Source organism: Verrucomicrobiia bacterium (assembly GCA_019634625.1).
In the GTDB taxonomy this organism is placed as follows: Bacteria; Verrucomicrobiota; Verrucomicrobiia; order Limisphaerales; family CAIMTB01; genus CAIMTB01.
The window spans coordinates 24022-40965 of record JAHCBA010000045.1 but is presented as its reverse complement, the minus strand read 5'-3'; the positions used below and the strand labels follow the sequence as shown (position 1 = coordinate 40965).

Here is a 16944-nt window from a genome sequence, read left to right as displayed (position 1 = left end):
CCTTCGAGCACGGTCAACCACTCGTGAAAGTGGGGACAGGCTTGCCGTATTGGCTCGATGCCTATCCGCGACACAATTCCAGGGGCATGCGCGAGGTCGCTATCCCCTTTCCGATAGCTGGGATACGCAGCTGTGATTCGCTTCGAGGGCCGGGTTTCCGGACCTGTGTTGATCCGTTCGCAGCCGCCGCACTGCTCAACAATCCTCCGAAAGCCATCCGCCAAGTCCTTTTGATCGAAGGCATCTGCATGATCTCGGGACCGGCGAAGAGCAGGGCTTCGATCTCATGCATCTGCACGTAGGGAATAAACCGGTCAGGTCGGAGCAGGTCACCCAGGTTTCGAAGCACCTCCGTGCGCATCGCGCCTTCGATGCAGCGTGGAATTTCCTCATGAGTCAGACCGGCAGCCCTCTCGACTCCAGGCCATCCACGAGGCATCCCGGCGTAATCGAACAGCGTCGTGAGCGCTCTCGTCGGCCATTGCTTCGCCAGTGCTGTCAACTCCTTCAACACGACACCGAAATCCGCGGGAACCCCGCCCTTGTGCCCCGGCTTTCCGATGATTTGCGCCCGCAGGTACACGCCGCGCTCCCCCAGGTAGGGAGCGATGGCCTGCTTGACAATTCCCCTTTCCGTCTGCCCCTCGACCAGAGCCAACACGCATTCCCTACTCATGATTGAGGTCAGCTCCGATCACATTCTTCTGCCAGAGCTCACCCAGGGTGTAGTCCTCCAACCAGGCGGCGAGAGGCTCCTCCTCCAGTCGCCGGAAGACCGAAGCCCCTCCCTCACGGTCCACGGTCACAATATCCTCCGGATCACATCGATTCAGGAAGGCAGGGGACTGCGTCGAGACGATCACCTGCACCCCGCGCCGGGATGCATCCCTCAACAGATCCACAAGCAGGTCCAGAGCGTACGGATGAAGTCCCAGTTCCGGTTCATCAAGGATCAGAACGGGTGGCGGCTTCGGCTGGAGCACGGCCGTGGCGAGACAGATGAACCGAAGGGTCCCGTCCGACAAGTGATAAGGCTGGAACGGGAACGATGGCACTCCGCGCTGGTTCCACTCCAGCTTTACAAAATCGCCATCCCCGCGCCGACGCGGTTCCAGGAGGAAGTCTTCGATGTACGGAGCCACCCCTTGGATCACGTCCCGAATCCGGCGATACGTGGCCGCATGGTTCTCGCGCAGGTGCAGCAGGAAGGCCGCGATATTTCCGGCATCCTCACCCAGCTCACGATGGTGCTCCACCGGGCACTCGCGCCGCGCGGCAGCGAGGAGGCTGGTGTCGTGGAAGTGATACACCACCCATTGGATCATGGCCCTCCAGACGTAGAAATAAACCTTATCGGGCTGGTTCCAGGAAGCTCTCTTCTTCATCCGGTCCTTCAGCAGGGACTCGAGCCGGCCGCCGCCCATGTCATTCCGATGAAGGCCGTAGGGAACTGACTCACTTTCAATCATCAGCTCCCCCGAGGCCGTCGGAGCCAGGGTGAATTGATACCGGTTCTCCCCGAACTGCACGTCTCCGCGGATCCTCGGGGTCACCTTCGGGCCATTGAAGAGAAACCCGTCAGCACCTCCCCGCCCGATCACAAAGCGCTGCAGTCCCTCATTGCACAGGGCCCGCAGCATCCGGAAAAACTCCACGAAATTGCTCTTTCCCGAACCGTTCGCCCCGACCAACACGTTCATGGGCCGGACGGCGAAGCCTTTCAGGTCCCGGATCGACCGGAACCCCTGGATCGTCAGGCTGCTAAGCTTGGTGGGAGGCGCCTCGTCCATGACCTGAATACCCTGACGACGATGAACGGGTGCCTCCGGAACAACAATCGCAAAGGGCCCCCCTGCCCCTCAACACTTCCACGCTGGAATTCCCCTCTCACCCGTCGCACCCTCGCGCCGATGTCGTCCCCCGCTTCGCGTCCCCCGTCCCCGCCGGACCGGGAACCCCTACCCGATGCCGACGATCAGGCACCCCTGGACGATGCGATCATCGGCCGCGCCATGCGGCGCTCGGCCTATGCCCTGATTGGCATCGTCCTCGCCATCGGCGCCACCCTCCTCTGGTTCCGGCGCCCCACCCCCGCGCCGCCGCCGCAGGTGACCGAAATCCGCACGCCCGTCGCCCGCACCCATGAGCAGGCCGTCGTCCCCACGGTCCGGTTCACGGATGTCACGGCCTCCGCCGGGATCCGCTTCACCCACTTCACCGGAGCCGAGGGCGAGAAACTGCTCCCGGAAACCATGGGCGGCGGCGGCGCCTTCTTCGATTTCGATGGCGACGGACACCCCGACCTCCTCCTGGTCAACGGTGCCCCCTGGCCCTGGGCGAAACAGCCGCCCGTCCCCGCCCCCACCCATGCCCTCTATCGCAACGACGGCACCGGGCGCTTCACCGACGTGACCGCCGGCTCCGGGCTCGATGTCACGTTCTACGGGATGGGCGTCGCCTGCGGGGATTTCGACAACGACGGACTGGTGGACGTGTTCATCACCGCCGTCGGTTCCAACCGCCTCTTCCGCAACCTTGGCAACGGGCGCTTCGAAGACGTCACGGCGTCCGCCGGCGTGGGAGGCGGTCCCGAGGTCTGGAGCACCGCGGCCGCCTTTGTGGACCTCGACCGCGACGGCCTCCTCGACCTCGTCGTGGTCAACTATGTCCAGTGGTCCCGCGACATCGACTTCCAAGTCGGGTATTCGCTCGACGGACGAAACCGCGCCTACGGCCCGCCGATGAACTTCCAGGGCACCGTGCCGTACCTCTATCGCAACGAAGGCAACGGACGCTTCACCGACATCACCGCCCAGGCCGGCCTCGCCGTCCGCAATCCGGCCACCGGGGTCCCGGCGGCCAAGTCCCTCGGCATCGCCCCCATCGACCTCAACGGCGACGGCTGGATCGATCTCGTGGTGGCCAACGACACCGTTCAGAATCTGGTGTTCACCAACCGCCATGACCTCACCTTCGCCGAGGTCGGCGCCCGCCTCGGGGTCGCCTTCGACCCGCTGGGCAACGCCCGTGGCGCCATGGGCATCGACACCGTCCATCACCGCAATGACGACGCCCTCGCCATCGGCATCGCCAATTTCGCCAACGAGATGACCGCCCTGTACGTGGCCGACCGCCCCTCCGCGATCTTCACCGACGAGGCCATCGCCGAAGGCATCGGCCCGGTCAGCCGGCTGCTTCTGAAGTTCGGCCTGTTCTTCTTCGACTACGACCTCGACGGCTGGCCGGACCTCCTCACCTGCAACGGCCATCTCGAGGAGGAGATCTCCCTCCTCCAGGAAAGCCAGGCCTACCGCCAACCCGCCCAGCTCTTCTGGAATGCCGGCGCCACCGACGGCGGATTCGTACCCATCCACGCCGATCGCGCCGGGCCGGACCTCTTCCAACCCATCGTCGGGCGTGGCTCCGCCTACGCCGACATCGATGGCGACGGCGATCTGGATGTCCTCTTCCTCCAGGTCGGCGGGCCGCCCATCCTCCTGCGCAATGACCAGAACCTGGGCCATTCCTGGATCCGCTTCCGCCTCGTCGGCACCCGCGCCAACCGCGATGCCATCGGCGCCCTGGTCCGGGTGACCGCCAACGGCCGCACCCAGACCCGGCAGGTCATGCCCACCCGCAGTTACCTCTCCCAGTCCGAGCTGCCCGTCACCTTCGGCCTCGGGCCGGGGACTCCCCGGATCGATTCGGTGGAAATCCAATGGCCGGACGGCTCCCGGCAGCAGCTCGACACGTGGCAGGTGAACGCCCTCAACACCGTCCGTCAGCCCTGAGCGCTTGAGCGGAATAGCGCGCACCCCTGCTCATCACATCCATGGCATCCTTCATGGAGGCCGCCATCGCCGTATCCATGCAGCAAGGAGGAAAGCGATGGCGCCGCCGATTTTCGGGCAAGGCGAGGAGTGAGCGGGGCGCGTCTCGGAAGAGTCACTCCGGATCTCACTCCGGATCTCACTCCAACTGCAGCGCGTGCTCCAGGAATTGCGCCAGATGCGGCACAATGGTGGCCTCGGTGGCCATGACCTTCACTCCCGCCGCCAACGCCGTCTCCCGCTGCTGCCCATCCTCCCGAGGTCCGTAGGCAATCACCGGCACATGCGACGTCGCCTCGTTCACCCGCATCGCCGCCACCGCCGCCAGCACGTCCCCCTGCCGGTTGGTAAGGTCCGCCACCACGACCATGGGCATCTCCCGCGTCGCCGTCGTCACCAGGTCGCGCGGATCCGACACCGTCGCGACGCGGTATTCCAGCCCCTCGAGCTTGTTCCTCAACTGCGTTCCCGGCACCGGCTTCTCGTGCAGCAGGAGCGCCAACGGCTTCATCATGGCCCGCTGAGGATGGAAAACGCGCCCGCGAATGCAAAGGGCTTTCCTCGAAGCTCGGAGGCCCGCGGTGCATCCCCATGTTGTCGGTACCGAGCCAGCGAACCGGAGGGACGAGCTCCGCGAGTCTTCAACCCAACGCCCCACACCGTTGCGGCCTCGTGGAACCCGGCCCTCCGAAGCGCCGCTTGGCCGAGTTCGCACCTCTCCCCACCCGCTCCGGGATGCACGGAGAGCAGGGCACTTCCCGGCCCGAGAAATTCCTTGTGAAGGATTTCACAACGCGGCAACGTCTCCGCCCCGTTTGCGCAGGGTTGAACGCTTCGGCGCTCCGATTTTCGGTGCTTCGATTCTCGGCTGGCGCGGCGGGATCTGATCCGACCTGATTCATGCGCGCATTGCGATCGGCATTGTTGTTGGCCGGCCTGTCCGGCCTGCCCCTCGCCACCCGGGCCGCCGAAGGCGCCCACGGGCTGCCCTCCGCCGCCCCGGTGCTCTTCAAGCTGGGTTTCTTCCAGGTCACCAACTCGATGGTCGTCACCTGGATCGTCGCCGTCGCCCTGATCCTCGGCGCCCGTGCCGCCACCCGCTCCATCCGCGCCGTCCCCGAGGGCGCCCAGAACTTCTGGGAATGGCTGGTCGAGAGCCTTCACGATTTCCTCGAAGGCATCATCGGGCCGGACCTTGTGAAGAAGACGTTCTGGTTCTTCGCCACGATCTTCATCTTCATCCTTGCCGCGAACTGGTTCGGCCTCATCCCCGGCGTCGGCTCCATCGGCTGGGGCCACCCCGAACCGGACGGCAGCTTCCATCACCTCAGCGAACCCATCTTCCGTGGCACCAATGCGGACCTCAACATGACCCTGGCCATGGCCATGGTGTTCTTCGCCTGCTGGACCGTCTGGGCCCTCCAGGCCAACGGCGCCAAGGGGTTCGTCCTCCATATCTTCGGCCCCAAAGGCGATACCGCCGGCGCCCTGAAGATCCTCATGATCGGGGTCTTCCTCGTCGTCGGTCTCCTCGAGGTCGTCTCCATCCTCTTCCGCCCGGTCTCCCTCAGCTTCCGTCTCTACGGAAACGTCTTCGCCGGCGAGAGCATGCTCGAAACCATGGCCATTCTCGGCGGTGCCAAACTCGGATGGCTCCTGCCCATCCCCTTCTACTTTCTCGAACTTTTGGTGGGCCTGGTTCAGGCCTTGGTGTTCATGCTCCTCACCTCCGTGTTCACCCTGCTGATCTGTCAGCACGAGGATGACCACGGGCACGGTCACGCGGCCCCCGCGAAGCACTGAACCCCCCACGGATTGCGGCGGCCGGACCGTGGCAGGACTGCGGGGGCCGCTGCTGCAACAAAGAAAGGAAAACTACCATGTTAATGCCCATGCTGGCGGAGATGACCGGCAACATTCACGTCGCGGCCGCCTGTCTCGGTGCCGCGATCGGTGTCGGCATCATCGGCATGAAGGCTTCGGAAGCGGTCGGCCGCAATCCCGGAGCCTCCACCAAAATCCTCGTGCAGGCGATCCTGAGCACGGCCTTCGCCGAAGGCATCGTGTTCTTCGCGATCTTCCTCGCCCGATAAACCGCCCCGATGCGGGGTCACCAGGACCCTGCATCCCCCCCTTTCCCCTGACTCATGGCCATGGACGCAATCGCATTGTTCGCCGCCGCCGGCGGTGGAGGCATCATCGGTGAAACCGCCGCCACCTTCGGCGTGAACTGGCAGCTCTTCATCTCCCAGCTCATCAGCTTCTCGATCGTCGCCTTCCTGCTCCATCGCTTCGCCTACAAACCCATCCTCCAGGTCCTCGCCCAGCGCCGTCAGCAGATCGCCGACGGCCTCGCCAACGCCGAACGCATCAAACAGAAGCTCGCCGAAGCCGAAACCACCCGCCGCGAACTCCTCCAGCAGGCCAACCTCGATGCCACCAAGCTCATCGAGGAAGCCCGCGCCGCCGCCGCCCGCGTCCAGGAATTGGAAACCCAGAAGGCCATCGCCCAGGCCGAGCAGATCATCGCCAAGGCCCGCGAGGCCGCCCAGGCCGATTACCTCAAGATGAAGCAGGACCTCCGGCAGGAGATGGGGCGCCTCGCCGTTCAGCTCGCCGGTCAGGTCACCGGCAAAATCCTCACCGTGGACGACCAGCGCCGCCTCGCCGAGGAAACCCAGAAGCAGATCGCCGCCTGAGTCCCCCACTTCCCTCCCACCCGGCATGAGGATCTCCAAACAGGCCCGACGCGACGGCAAATCCCTCTTCCGCGCCTGCCTCCTCGACGGGCGCCTGGAAGAAACCCGCGTTCGAGAAACCACCCGGCGCGTCCTCGAATCCAAACCCCGGGGCTACCTCGCCGCGCTCACCCATTTCCACCGCCTCCTCAAACTCCACCTCGACAGTCGCCGCGCCACCGTCGTCAACGCCGTGGAAACCCCTCAGCCCCTCCAGGACACCCTCGCGGCTTCCCTCGAACAACGCTACGGCCCCGGTCTCGACCTCGGTTTCCAGGTCGATCCCGCCCTCCTCGGCGGACTCCGCATCCGGGTCGGCAGCGATGTGTACGATGGCTCCATCCGCGCCCGCCTCGAAGCCTTGAACGCCCGTTTCTGATCCCCACCCCAATCCCTTTCCAGATCCCTCCCTCCCATCCGACATGAGCACCTTGTTGCAGGATATCGAAGCCCAGATCGCTCAGGTGAAATCCGGCGTCGCCCGCCAGAACGTCGGCGTCGTCCGCGAAATCAGCGACGGCGTCGCCAAGATCGAGGGCCTCACCGACGCCATGATGAGCGAAATGCTCGACTTCGGCGGCGGCGCCACCGGCCTCGTCCAGAACCTCGAGGAAACCGAAGTCGGCGCCATCATCCTGGGCTCCTACACCCAGATCCGTGAAGGTCAGGAGGTCCGCACCACCGGCCGCCTTCTCCAGGTCCCCGTCGGCAAAGGTCTCCTCGGCCGTGTCGTCGATGCCCTCGGACAGCCCGTGGACGAAAAAGGCCCGATCCAGGAAACCGCCTTCTATCCCGTCGAGAAGATCGCCCCCGGCATCATCAAGCGAAAATCCGTCAGCCAGCCCGTCCAGACCGGGATCATGCCCATCGACGCCATGATCCCGATCGGCCGCGGCCAGCGCGAGTTGATCATCGGCGACCGGTCCACCGGCAAGACCACCATCGCCATCGACACCATCATCAACAACGCCCGCCTCAACGCCGCCGCCGCCGCCGCCAACGACCCCGCCTTCCGCCCCCTCTACTCGATCTACGTCGCCATCGGCCAGAAACAGTCCAACGTCGCCAACATCATCCGCGTCCTCGAGGAAAACGGCGCCCTCCCCTACACCATCGTCGTCGTCGCCTCCGCCTCGAATTCCGCCACCGAACAGTTCCTCGCCCCCTTTGCCGGCTGCGCCATGGGCGAATGGTTCATGGACAACGGCATGGACGCGCTGATCATCTACGACGATCTGTCCAAGCACGCGGTCGCCTATCGCCAGGTCTCCCTCGTCCTCAAGCGACCCTCCGGCCGCGAAGCCTACCCGGGCGATGTCTTCTACCTCCACAGCCGCCTCCTCGAACGCTCCGCCCGCCTCAACGAGAAGAATGGCAACGGCTCCCTGACCGCCCTCCCCATCATCGAAACCCAGGCGGGCGACGTTTCAGCCTACATCCCCACCAACGTCATCTCCATCACCGACGGCCAGATCTACCTCGAAACCGACCTCTTCTATCAGGGCGTCCGCCCCGCCATCTCCGTCGGTCTCTCCGTCTCCCGCGTCGGCTCCGCCGCCCAGGTCAAGGCCATGAAACAGGTCGCCGGCCGCGTGAAACTCGACCTCGCCCAGTTCCGCGAACTCGCCGCCTTCGCCCAGTTCGGCTCCGACCTCGACGCCGCCACCCAGGCCAAACTCGAACTCGGCAAACGCATCGTCGAGGTCTTCAAGCAGCCCCAGTACAACCCCATCCCCGTCGAGGTCCAGGCCTCTGTCATGTGGGCCGTCCAGAACGGATTCTTCGACGACGTGCCGGTGGATCGTGTGAAGGATTTCCAGAACCGCCTCACCGACTTCCTCGCCACCCGCAAGTCCGCCCTCCTCGATTCCATCCGCACCCAGGGCGCCCTCAACGACGCCCTCACCGGCGAACTCAAGGCCGCCGTGGCGGAGTTCAAACACACCTACCGCTAAGCGTCGCATGCCCAGCACGCGCGATATCCGGCGCCGGATCAAGTCGGTCAAGAACACGGCGCAAATCACCAAGGCCATGCAAATGGTGGCCTCGGCGAAAATGCGCAAGGCCCAGCAGGCCGCCCTCTCCGGCCGCCCCTATGCGGGCCTGATGGACGAGGTCCTTGCCTCGGTCGCCGCTCATGCCGGTGACTTTTCCCATCCCCTGCTGGGGGTCCGTGAAGGCGAGGGCGGGAACGCCTCGCGCGAGAACGGTTCGCTTCCGGCAGGCCGGCGCGCCATCATCGTCATCAGCACCGACAAGGGCCTCTGCGGCTCCCTGAACTCCAATCTCCTCCGCGAAGCCGGACGCTTCGAACCGGCCTCGACGATTTACATCACCGCCGGTCGCAAGGCGTCCCAGTTCGTCGCCCGTACCCGCCGAACCCTCGCCGCCGAATTCGCCTACCGCGATTCCCCCGCCTTCTCCGAAGCCCGCAGCCTCTCCAAGTTCGCCCAGGAACTCTTCCTCAAGGGCGAGGTCGACCGCGTGGATGTCCTCTATACCCAGTTCATCAACGTCATGACCCAGCGCCCCGATCTGCACCCCTTCCTCCCCATCGGGGAAGTGAAACGTGCCGGAACCGCGTTCGGAGGTCAGACCGGCGGCGACACCCTCCAGGGCCCGTCCTTCGAGTATCTCTTCGAACCCAACCCCGCCGATGTCTTCGGCGCCCTCCTGCCCCATTACCTCAATTTCCAGATGTACCACTTCCTCCTCGAGGCCAAGGCCAGCGAGCACAGCGCCCGCATGGTCGCCATGAAGAGCGCCACCGACAACGCAAGGCAGCTCATCAAGGACCTCACCCTCGAATACAACAAGATGCGCCAGGCCAGCATCACCAATGAGCTGCTCGAAATCTCCAGTGCCGCCATGGCCCTGAGCTGAGCCCCCAACCCTTTCCCTCACTCCCCCCCGTTCCCTCATCCCTTAGCCGCATGAACCAAGGCAAAATCGTTCAGATCATCGGCCCCGTCGTGGACGTCGAGTTCCCCGATCAACTCCCCGCCATCTACAACGCACTGGTGGTGGAGTACGAACTCCCCCTCGTCGGGCCCACCCGCCTCACCCTCGAGGTCCAGCAACACCTCGGGGACCACTGGGTCCGTGCCGTCGCCATGTCCACCACCGACGGCCTCCGCCGCGGCATGGCCATCACCGATACCGGCGTCCCCATCTCCATGCCCGTCGGCGACGGCGTCATGGGTCGCGTCCTCAATGTCACCGGCGAACCCGTGGACGAACGCGGCCCGGTGGTCTCCGAAAAGCGCTACCCCATCCATCGCGCCGCCCCGGCCCTCGCCGACCAGAACCCCTCCCCACAGATCCTCACCACCGGGATCAAGGTCATCGACCTCATCTGCCCCTTCCTCAAAGGCGGCAAGGTCGGCGCCTTCGGCGGCGCCGGCGTCGGTAAAACGGTCGTCATCATGGAGCTCATCAACAACATCGCCAAACTCCACGGCGGTGTCTCCGTCTTCGCCGGGGTCGGTGAACGCACCCGCGAGGGCAACGACCTCTACCAGGAAATGTCCGAGGCCGGCGTCATCAAGCAGCAGAAACTCGAGGAGTCCAAAATCGCCCTCGTGTACGGCCAGATGAACGAGCCACCCGGCGCCCGCCTCCGCGTCGCCCTCTCCGGCCTCGCCATCACGGAGTACTTCCGTGACGAGAAGAACCAGGACGTGTTGCTCTTCATCGACAACATCTTCCGGTTCTCGCAGGCCGGCTCGGAGGTGTCCGCCCTCCTCGGGCGCACGCCTTCCGCGGTCGGTTACCAGCCGACCCTCGCCGCCGAAATGGGCGACCTCCAGGAACGCATCACCTCCACCAAGAAGGGGTCCATCACCTCCTTCCAGGCGGTGTACGTCCCCGCCGACGATCTCACCGATCCCGCCCCCGCCACGACCTTCGCGCATCTCGACGCGACCATCGTGCTCGAACGTTCCATCGCCGAGCTGGGCATCTATCCCGCCGTCGATCCCCTCGCCTCCACCAGCCGTGCCCTCGCCGCCGATATCGTCGGCAAGGAACACTACGAGGTCGCCCGCGGCGTCCAGCGCGTGCTCCAGCGCTACAAGGACCTCCAGGACATCATCGCCATTCTCGGCATGGACGAACTGTCCCCGGACGACAAGCTCACCGTCTTCCGTGCCCGCAAAATCCAGCGCTTCCTCAGCCAGCCCTTCTCGGTGGCCGAGGTGTTCACCGGGCGCCCGGGCAAGCAGGTCCCCGTCGCCGATACCGTCCGCGCCTTCAAGGAAATCCTCGAGGGCAAGCACGACGACGTTCCCGAGGCCAACTTCTACATGAAGGGCGGCATCGAGGAGATCCACGAGGTCTAGACCGCCTCCCCCCCCGATCCACCGGCAGCCCCGCGCCATGCCCGCCACCCTCAAACTCGAAATCGTCACCCCGGAGGCCCGGATCTATTCCGAGGATGTCGAGATGGTGACCCTCCCCGCGGTCGAGGGCGAAATGGGGGTCTTCCCCATGCACGTCCCCCTCCTCACCCAGGTCGCCGCTGGGGAGGTCGTTGCCCTCAAGGACGGTCGGGATCACCACCTCGCCATCGGAGACGGCTTCGTCCAGATCACCGGCGACCGCGTCGCCATCATGACCGACATGGCGATCCAGGCGGATGCCATCGACGAAACCCAGGCCGAGGAGGCCCGCAAACGGGCCGAAGCCCGGCTCCAGGAAAAACTCAGCGACGACGACGTCGCCGCCGCCAAGGCCGCCCTCGCCAATTCCCTCGCCCAGTTGAAGGTCAAGCGCCGCGGTCGCGCTTCCTGATCCGCCGCACCAGGCCTCCTCCCCGACGTCGCCGGCGTGTCCCCTCACGGGTGATGTGCGCCGCGGAGGATGAACGCAGGGTGCCCACCCCCACGCGTCGGAGCGCGGACAGCCCTGTCCGCACCGACCGGGAAGTCCCCATGGCGATGACCCCTTGCCCGTACTCATCCAAGGATTAGCCAGGGGTCGAACCGGCTTTGAACGTTCACCCCCCGGAAGCCCCCCCCCCCACAAGTCGCGACTTGGGGCCATAACCTGCGATCCACCCGATCCACCCGATCCGCCACTCGCCATCCCCTCAATCCCGCTCTTGCACCCGCGCCACACCCGCGGTTACGACTGCATCCGACCATGACCCCGAGCGCACTCGTCGTCACCCCCACCTACAACGAGCGCGAAAACCTCGGGGAACTCGTTCGCCGCTTCCTCGCCCTTCCCGAACCCATCGAACTGCTGGTCGTCGATGACAACTCGCCCGACGGCACCGGAGCCCTCGCCGACGAATTGTCCGCCCGGCATCCGCGGGTTCATGTCCTGCACCGTGCCGAAAAGGATGGACTCGGTCGCGCCTATCTCGCCGGCTTTCGCTGGGCCCTCGAACGCGGCTACCCGTTCGTTCTCGAAATGGATGCCGACCTTTCCCACAACCCGGATGACATCCCGCGACTCCTCGAGGCCGGCGCCGCCTCCGACCTCGTCCTGGGTTCGCGTTATCGGGACGGAATCCGGGTGATCAACTGGCCCCTCCACCGCCTCATGCTCAGCCTGGGAGCCGCCCTCTACGTGCGGATCATCACCGGCATGCCCTTCACCGACCCCACCGGCGGCTTCAAGTGCTTCCGGCGCGAAACCCTCCCCGCACTCGACCTCGATGCCGTCCAGTCGAACGGCTACAGCTTTCAGATTGAACTCACTCACCGGGCCTGGCGCCGTGGCCTTCGTGTCACCGAAGTGCCGATCATCTTCACCGACCGGTTTCAGGGGAACTCGAAGATCACCGGGCGCATCGTCCGCGAAGCACTGACCATGGTCTGGCGGTTGTGGGCCCAGCACGGCTTCCGCCGATCTCCCCGCCATACCGGCTCGCCCCGTTGATTCAGCACCCCTTCCGACTTCTCTGGGGCGTTTCCGAATTGACACCCCTTCCACCCCCGCGCTGTCATCTGCCCCATTCAACCGCCGTCCACCCGCGCAGGGAGGGGAGCCGTTCTGCCCCGTTCTCCCGTGGAGAGGTGGAATCGGCCACGGGAACAAGCATGAGCCAGCAGAAGGTCAACATCGCGATCGTCGGTCTCGGCTTCGGTGCCGAGTTCATCCCCATCTACCAACGCCACCCCAACGCCCGCATGGCCGCCATCTGCCAGCGGTCCAAGTCCAAGCTCGACGCCATCGGCGACGCCTTCGGGGTGGAGAAGCGATACGCGGACTACCGGGAACTGCTCAAGGACCCCGACATCGACGCGGTCCACATCAACTCGCCGATCCCCGATCACGGCTGGATGTCCATCGAGGCCCTGCAGGCCGGCAAGCACGTCGCCTGCACCGTCCCCATGGCCACCTCCATCGACGACTGCCGCAAGATCGTCCAGCTCCAGAAAAAGACCGGCCTCCACTACATGATGATGGAGACCGTGGTCTATGCCCGCGAGTTCCTCTACATGAAGGAACTCTACGACAAGGGCACCCTCGGCAAGATCCAGTTCCTCCAGGCCAGCCATCAGCAGGACATGGACGGCTGGCCCAACTACTGGCCCGGCCTCCCGCCCATGTGGTACGCCACCCATTGCGTCGGCCCGGTCTGCGGCCTGCTCCGCCTCGATGCCGAATACGTGAGCTGCTTCGGCTCGGGCACCATCCGCAAGGAACTCATCGGCCACTACGACTCCCCCTTCGCCGTCGAGACCACCCACATCAAATTCCGCGACAGCGACCTCTCCGCCCGCATCTACCGCTCCCTGTTCGATGTCGCCCGCCAGTACCGCGAGAGCATCGACGTGTACGGCTCCAAGGCCTCCGTCGAATGGCCCCTGATCGAACACGAGCCCCTCGTGCTGCACCGCGCCAAGCTCCCCGAACCCAAGATCCCCAAGCTGGTCCGCGCCCCCGACTACGCGAAGCGGCTCCCGAAGGGCATCCGCCCCTTCACCACCAAGGGCGTGTACGACCTCGGCAAGAAGACTCATCTCAGCTTCACCCAGGGCGCCGGCCACGGCGGAAGTCATCCGCACCTCGCCCACGAATTCCTCTCGGCGGTCCTCGAAAACCGCGATCCCTTCCCCAACGCCCGCCAGTCCGCCAACTGGACCTGCGTCGGGCTCTGCGCCCACCAGTCCGCCCTCAAGGGCGGCGCCATCGTGAAGCTGCCGCCTTTCACCCTCTAACCCGCCAACCCGACCCGAACCCCGCCCCCGGCCACGCCGTTGCGGCGGGGTTCCCTTTCCAACCAACCAACCCCCACCTGACTCCAACTCCATCATGAACATCAAAAAGGACGGGATCGCACCCAACGCGGGGCGCCTTCTATGGGCCGGCTTCATGGCCATCCTCGCCGCCGGTGTCGGCTTCGGCATCCGCGGCGGCATCCTCGCCAATTGGGGCGCCGAATTCGGCTTCACCGGCGAACAGCTCGGGGCCATCAACGGCGCCGGCTTCACCGGGTTCTGCTTCGGCATCATCATCGGCGGCGTCGTCTGCGACAAACTCGGCTACGGCAAGCTGGTCATTGCCGCCTTCGCCTTCCACGTCCTCTCCGCCTTCGTCACCTTCGGCGCCACCTCCGGCATGGAGGCCGCCACCGCCTACCAGTTCCTCTACTGGGGCACCTTCATCTTCGCCGTTGCCAACGGCACCCTCGAGGCGGTCTCCAATCCGCTGGTCGCCACCCTCTTCCCCAACAACCGCACCCATTACCTGAACATCCTCCACGCGAGCTGGCCCGCCGGCCTCGTGCTCGGCGGTGTCATCGGCTGGGTGCTCGGCGAGCAGTTCGCCTGGTCCTGGAAGGCCCAGCTCAGCCTCTTCCTCATCCCCACCATCGTCTATGGCGTCATGTTCCTCGGCCAGCACATGCCCAAGTCCGAGGCCTCCCAGAAGGGCCTGAAGCTCGGTGAAATGTTCAAGGATGTCGGCCTCCTCGGCGCCCTCGTCGTCTGCTTCCTCCTCGCGCTCTTCTTCTCCAGCGCCCTCGGTGTCCCCACCATCATCTCCTACCTGCTGGCCGGCGCCCTCCTCATCGTGGTCGCCGTCATGACCAGGTTCTCCTGGGGCGCCTGGCTCCTCTTCGTCCTCTTCATCGCCCATGCCCTCGTCGGCGCCGTCGAACTCGGCACCGATGGCTGGATCCAGAACATCACCGGCAACATCCTCACCCCGGCCGAGGGCAAACAGCTCTTCGTGTTCACCTCGATGCTGATGTTCCTCCTCCGCTTCTGCGCCGACTTCATCGAGAAGAAGATCGGCCTCTCGCCGGTCGGTCTCCTCCTGACCTGCGCCCTCCTCGCCTGCGTCGGTCTCAACCTCGCCGCCGGCATCGCCACCTTCGCCGGGGCCATCTTCGCCCTCACCATCTACGCCATCGGCAAGACCTTCTTCTGGCCGACCATGCTCGCCGTCGTCTCCGACCGCTTCCCCCGTACCGGTGCCATCGCCATCTCCATCATGGGCGGCATCGGCATGATGTCCGCCGGCCTCATCGGCTCCCCCGGCCTCGGCTACGCCAAGGACCGCTTCGCCGGCGCAACCCTCGAACAGGCGAACCCTGCCCTCCATGCCGAGTACCAGGCCGCCCAACCCAGCAAGTTCCTCTTCTTCGCCGAAGCCCACGGCCTCGACGGTCGGAAACTGGGCGAAGTGCAGTCCAAACTCGCCATCGCCCGCACCGAACTCCTCGCGCAGGGCATCCGCGACCCCGAGCAGGCCCTCGCCCGCCTGACCCCGGACGAGCGCACGGTCATCGCAGCCTCCATCACCGGCGACCGCCAGACGTTGCGCGCCGATTCCGTCATCCCCGCCATCATGGCCGCCATCTATCTCGGCCTGCTCCTCTACTTCAAGGGCATCGGCGGCTATCGCCCGGTCCACCTCGAAGGCACCGACGCCGCCAAGGTGTCGCACTGAGGTCGCCGACCCACCCCATCCGCTTCCGTTCCATCGAAGGGCGGTCCCCACCCGGGACCGCCCTTTCCTTGACCGTGCACGCCGTTCATCGCGCCCATGCACGGATTTCCGGTCCACCCCCGTTGCGCCCGCACCCCGGCACCGTAACCTCGACGCCATGTCGCGCCCGCCGCACTCCGCGCCCGCCCTCCTGACCCTCCTCCTCACCCTCACGGTCTCCTCCGCCCTCGCCTCCCCCGACTGGCCCCAGTTCCGTGGCCCCGATGGCAATGGCCATTCCCCCGCCCGCAATGTCCCCCTGCGCTGGACCGACTCCGAACACGTCGCCTGGAAGTCCGCCGTCCCCGGCCAGGGCTGGTCCTCCCCTGTCCTGGCCGGTCAACGCCTCTACCTCACCGCCGCCATTCCGGGCGCAGGTGACACTCTCTCCCTCGCCGCGCTCGCCTTCGACGCCGCCACCGGCAGCCTCCTCTGGCAGACCGACATCTTCTCCCAAGGCCAGGACGCCCCCGCCATCCACCGCAAGAACAGCCACGCCAGCCCCACCCCGATCGTCGCCGGCTCACGCCTGTTCGTGCACTTCGGACACATGGGTACCGCCTGCCTCGACCTCGACGGCGCCGTGGTCTGGCGCACCAACGCCTTCCCCTACCCGCCCGTCCATGGCAACGGCGCCTCCCCCATCCTCCTTGGCAATCGCCTGATCTTCACCGCCGACGGCGGCCAGGATCCCCATGTGGTCGCCCTCGATCCCGCCACCGGCCAGCTCGCCTGGCGCACCCCGCGTCCCCCCATCGAACTCCGCCAGAAGTTCTCCTTCTCCACCCCCACCGCCATCCTCGTCCGCGGCCGATCCCAGGTGGTCGCCCCCGGCAGCGGCCTCATCGCCGCCTATGACCCCGCCTCGGGTTCCGAACTCTGGCGCGTCCAGCACGGCGGCTACTCGGTCATCCCCAAACCTCTCTTCGCCCACGGCCTCCTCTACGCCGGCACCGGCTACAACCAACCCGTCGCCCTCGCCATCGATCCGGATGGCTCCGGCGACATCACCGAATCCAACCTTCGCTGGTCCCTCAATCGTGGCGCCGGCCACACCCCAAGCTTCCTGCTCGTCGGCGACGAACTCTATCTCCTCGCCGACAATGGCGTCCTCACCTGCGTCGATGCCCGCACCGGCACCCTGCACTATCAGGAACGCGCCACCGGCCCCATCTCCGCCTCCCCCGTCTTCGCCGAGGACCGCATCTACCTCCTCGATGAAGCCGGCCTCGGCGTCGTCGTCGCCCCCGGACGCACCTTCCAGAAGCTCGCCGAGAACCCCATCGACGAGCGTACCCTCGCCTCCTACGCCGTCACCGACGGCACCCTCTTCATCCGCTCCGAATCCCATCTCTTCCGGATCGCCGCTCCGTAATCCCCCCCTCCCGGAGGGACGAGCTCCGCGAGTCCTCATCCCCACCGCACCCCTC

Annotated in this window: 16 protein-coding genes; 13 read left to right on the top strand and 3 right to left on the bottom strand. The window is 65.7% G+C overall.

Annotated features, from left to right (window positions below; all coding sequences use genetic code 11):
• Nucleotides 1-61 precede the first annotated feature (61 nt).
• Both KF833_20495 and KF833_20490 read right to left on the bottom strand, forming a co-directional pair.
• Complete coding sequence (locus KF833_20495; protein MBX3747696.1) at nucleotides 62-661, bottom strand: DUF4276 family protein; 600 nt, start codon at nucleotides 659-661, stop codon at nucleotides 62-64.
• Nucleotides 662-668: 7 nt separating this feature from the next.
• Complete coding sequence (locus KF833_20490) at nucleotides 669-1790, bottom strand: AAA family ATPase (protein ID MBX3747695.1); 1122 nt, start codon at nucleotides 1788-1790, stop codon at nucleotides 669-671.
• Between the two features lie 120 nt (nucleotides 1791-1910).
• On the opposite strand from KF833_20490, the gene KF833_20485 reads away from it, so the two are divergent.
• Nucleotides 1911-3791: a CRTAC1 family protein gene (locus KF833_20485; GenBank protein MBX3747694.1), complete on the top strand. Its 1881-nt coding sequence runs from the start codon at nucleotides 1911-1913 to the stop codon at nucleotides 3789-3791.
• A 178-nt stretch (nucleotides 3792-3969) separates the two neighbouring features.
• Here the strand turns inward: KF833_20485 and KF833_20480 are convergent, their stop codons facing one another.
• The gene (locus tag KF833_20480) at nucleotides 3970-4344 is read right to left on the bottom strand and encodes a hypothetical protein (GenBank protein MBX3747693.1); all 375 of its coding nucleotides are present in this window, start codon (nucleotides 4342-4344) and stop codon (nucleotides 3970-3972) included.
• 386 nt (nucleotides 4345-4730) lie between these two features.
• On the opposite strand from KF833_20480, the gene atpB reads away from it, so the two are divergent.
• The 12 genes from atpB (at nucleotide 4731) to KF833_20420 (ending at nucleotide 16889) form a co-directional block, all read left to right on the top strand.
• Nucleotides 4731-5633, top strand: a complete 903-nt coding sequence (gene atpB / locus KF833_20475) for a F0F1 ATP synthase subunit A (GenBank protein ID MBX3747692.1) — start codon at nucleotides 4731-4733, stop codon at nucleotides 5631-5633.
• A gap of 77 nt (nucleotides 5634-5710) precedes the next feature.
• Complete coding sequence (locus tag KF833_20470; GenBank protein ID MBX3747691.1) at nucleotides 5711-5923, top strand: ATPase; 213 nt, start codon at nucleotides 5711-5713, stop codon at nucleotides 5921-5923.
• 60 nt (nucleotides 5924-5983) lie between these two features.
• Entirely contained in the window at nucleotides 5984-6529 is a 546-nt protein-coding gene (gene atpF / locus KF833_20465) for a F0F1 ATP synthase subunit B (GenBank protein ID MBX3747690.1), read from the top strand.
• A 25-nt stretch (nucleotides 6530-6554) separates the two neighbouring features.
• Entirely contained in the window at nucleotides 6555-6947 is a 393-nt protein-coding gene (locus tag KF833_20460) for a F0F1 ATP synthase subunit delta (protein ID MBX3747689.1), read from the top strand.
• A 43-nt stretch (nucleotides 6948-6990) separates the two neighbouring features.
• Nucleotides 6991-8523, top strand: coding sequence for a F0F1 ATP synthase subunit alpha (gene atpA, locus KF833_20455; protein MBX3747688.1), 1533 nt, complete (start codon nucleotides 6991-6993; stop codon nucleotides 8521-8523).
• A 7-nt stretch (nucleotides 8524-8530) separates the two neighbouring features.
• Nucleotides 8531-9451, top strand: coding sequence for an ATP synthase F1 subunit gamma (atpG, locus tag KF833_20450; protein ID MBX3747687.1), 921 nt, complete (start codon nucleotides 8531-8533; stop codon nucleotides 9449-9451).
• Between the two features lie 50 nt (nucleotides 9452-9501).
• On the top strand, nucleotides 9502-10908 hold the full coding sequence (atpD, locus tag KF833_20445; GenBank protein ID MBX3747686.1) for a F0F1 ATP synthase subunit beta: 1407 nt from the start codon (nucleotides 9502-9504) through the stop codon (nucleotides 10906-10908).
• Between the two features lie 37 nt (nucleotides 10909-10945).
• Complete coding sequence (atpC, locus tag KF833_20440; GenBank protein MBX3747685.1) at nucleotides 10946-11359, top strand: ATP synthase F1 subunit epsilon; 414 nt, start codon at nucleotides 10946-10948, stop codon at nucleotides 11357-11359.
• Between the two features lie 351 nt (nucleotides 11360-11710).
• Entirely contained in the window at nucleotides 11711-12454 is a 744-nt protein-coding gene (locus KF833_20435) for a polyprenol monophosphomannose synthase (GenBank protein MBX3747684.1), read from the top strand.
• A gap of 161 nt (nucleotides 12455-12615) precedes the next feature.
• Nucleotides 12616-13740, top strand: a complete 1125-nt coding sequence (locus tag KF833_20430; protein ID MBX3747683.1) for a Gfo/Idh/MocA family oxidoreductase — start codon at nucleotides 12616-12618, stop codon at nucleotides 13738-13740.
• A 94-nt stretch (nucleotides 13741-13834) separates the two neighbouring features.
• Nucleotides 13835-15475 (top strand): MFS transporter, encoded by a 1641-nt coding sequence (locus KF833_20425; protein ID MBX3747682.1) that lies wholly within the window; start codon nucleotides 13835-13837, stop codon nucleotides 15473-15475.
• A gap of 157 nt (nucleotides 15476-15632) precedes the next feature.
• Nucleotides 15633-16889, top strand: coding sequence for a PQQ-like beta-propeller repeat protein (locus KF833_20420; protein ID MBX3747681.1), 1257 nt, complete (start codon nucleotides 15633-15635; stop codon nucleotides 16887-16889).
• Nucleotides 16890-16944: the final 55 nt, after the last annotated feature.

Coding starts and splice junctions, on each gene's coding strand:
- KF833_20490 (MBX3747695.1), bottom strand. CDS start 1,790: ATGGACGAGGCGCCTCCCACCAAGCTTAGCAGCCTGACGATCCAGGGG.
- KF833_20485 (MBX3747694.1), top strand. CDS start 1,911: ATGTCGTCCCCCGCTTCGCGTCCCCCGTCCCCGCCGGACCGGGAACCC.
- KF833_20480 (MBX3747693.1), bottom strand. CDS start 4,344: ATGATGAAGCCGTTGGCGCTCCTGCTGCACGAGAAGCCGGTGCCGGGA.
- atpB (MBX3747692.1), top strand. CDS start 4,731: ATGCGCGCATTGCGATCGGCATTGTTGTTGGCCGGCCTGTCCGGCCTG.
- KF833_20470 (MBX3747691.1), top strand. CDS start 5,711: ATGTTAATGCCCATGCTGGCGGAGATGACCGGCAACATTCACGTCGCG.
- atpF (MBX3747690.1), top strand. CDS start 5,984: ATGGACGCAATCGCATTGTTCGCCGCCGCCGGCGGTGGAGGCATCATC.
- KF833_20460 (MBX3747689.1), top strand. CDS start 6,555: ATGAGGATCTCCAAACAGGCCCGACGCGACGGCAAATCCCTCTTCCGC.
- atpA (MBX3747688.1), top strand. CDS start 6,991: ATGAGCACCTTGTTGCAGGATATCGAAGCCCAGATCGCTCAGGTGAAA.
- atpG (MBX3747687.1), top strand. CDS start 8,531: ATGCCCAGCACGCGCGATATCCGGCGCCGGATCAAGTCGGTCAAGAAC.
- atpD (MBX3747686.1), top strand. CDS start 9,502: ATGAACCAAGGCAAAATCGTTCAGATCATCGGCCCCGTCGTGGACGTC.
- atpC (MBX3747685.1), top strand. CDS start 10,946: ATGCCCGCCACCCTCAAACTCGAAATCGTCACCCCGGAGGCCCGGATC.
- KF833_20435 (MBX3747684.1), top strand. CDS start 11,711: ATGACCCCGAGCGCACTCGTCGTCACCCCCACCTACAACGAGCGCGAA.
- KF833_20430 (MBX3747683.1), top strand. CDS start 12,616: ATGAGCCAGCAGAAGGTCAACATCGCGATCGTCGGTCTCGGCTTCGGT.
- KF833_20425 (MBX3747682.1), top strand. CDS start 13,835: ATGAACATCAAAAAGGACGGGATCGCACCCAACGCGGGGCGCCTTCTA.
- KF833_20420 (MBX3747681.1), top strand. CDS start 15,633: ATGTCGCGCCCGCCGCACTCCGCGCCCGCCCTCCTGACCCTCCTCCTC.